This is a genomic window from Ferrigenium sp. UT5 (assembly GCF_045866295.1).
Taxonomy (GTDB): domain Bacteria; phylum Pseudomonadota; class Gammaproteobacteria; order Burkholderiales; family Gallionellaceae; genus Sideroxyarcus.
The window spans coordinates 1-598 of record NZ_BAAFRY010000069.1 but is presented as its reverse complement, the minus strand read 5'-3'; the positions used below and the strand labels follow the sequence as shown (position 1 = coordinate 598).

General features: G+C 49.8%; 1 rRNA gene. It reads right to left on the bottom strand.

The features are described 5' to 3' along the window. Nucleotides 1–598, bottom strand: a 23S ribosomal RNA gene (locus tag ACKTSJ_RS11175); the annotation flags it as partial.

Here is a 598-nt window from a genome sequence, read left to right as displayed (position 1 = left end):
CCTATCCACAGCTCATCCCCTAACTTTTCAACGTTAGTGGGTTCGGACCTCCAGTGAGTGTTACCCCACCTTCATCCTGGCCATGGATAGATCACTTGGTTTCGGGTCTACACCCAGCAACTTTCGCCCTTATCAGACTCGCTTTCGCTGCGCCTCCCCTATTCGGTTAAGCTCGCTACTGAATGTAAGTCGCTGACCCATTATACAAAAGGTACGCAGTCACCCCTGCTTCAAACACCCTTCGGGCGTTTTCGCAGGGTTGCCTAACGCTTCTCGCTTTCGCTCGAATCGCTAGTCACCCTCCCGCTCCGAAATAAGTGAGCTTGCACTCTCCTTATTTTTTCACTCCTTCTTAAAACTTTTGAGTCGCATCGCTACGCGATGCTCCTCGAAAGAATCCAGAGAAGTTTCGCTTCTTCTAAATATCTTTTGAGTCGCTCGCTTGCGCTCGCTCCTCGAAAGAATTTCAAAGGCGCTTGAAGCAGGGGCTCCCACTGTTTGTATGCATACGATTTCAGGATCTATTTCACTCCCCTTCCGGGGTTCTTTTCGCCTTTCCCTCACGGTACTGGTTCACTATCGGTCGATTACGAGTATT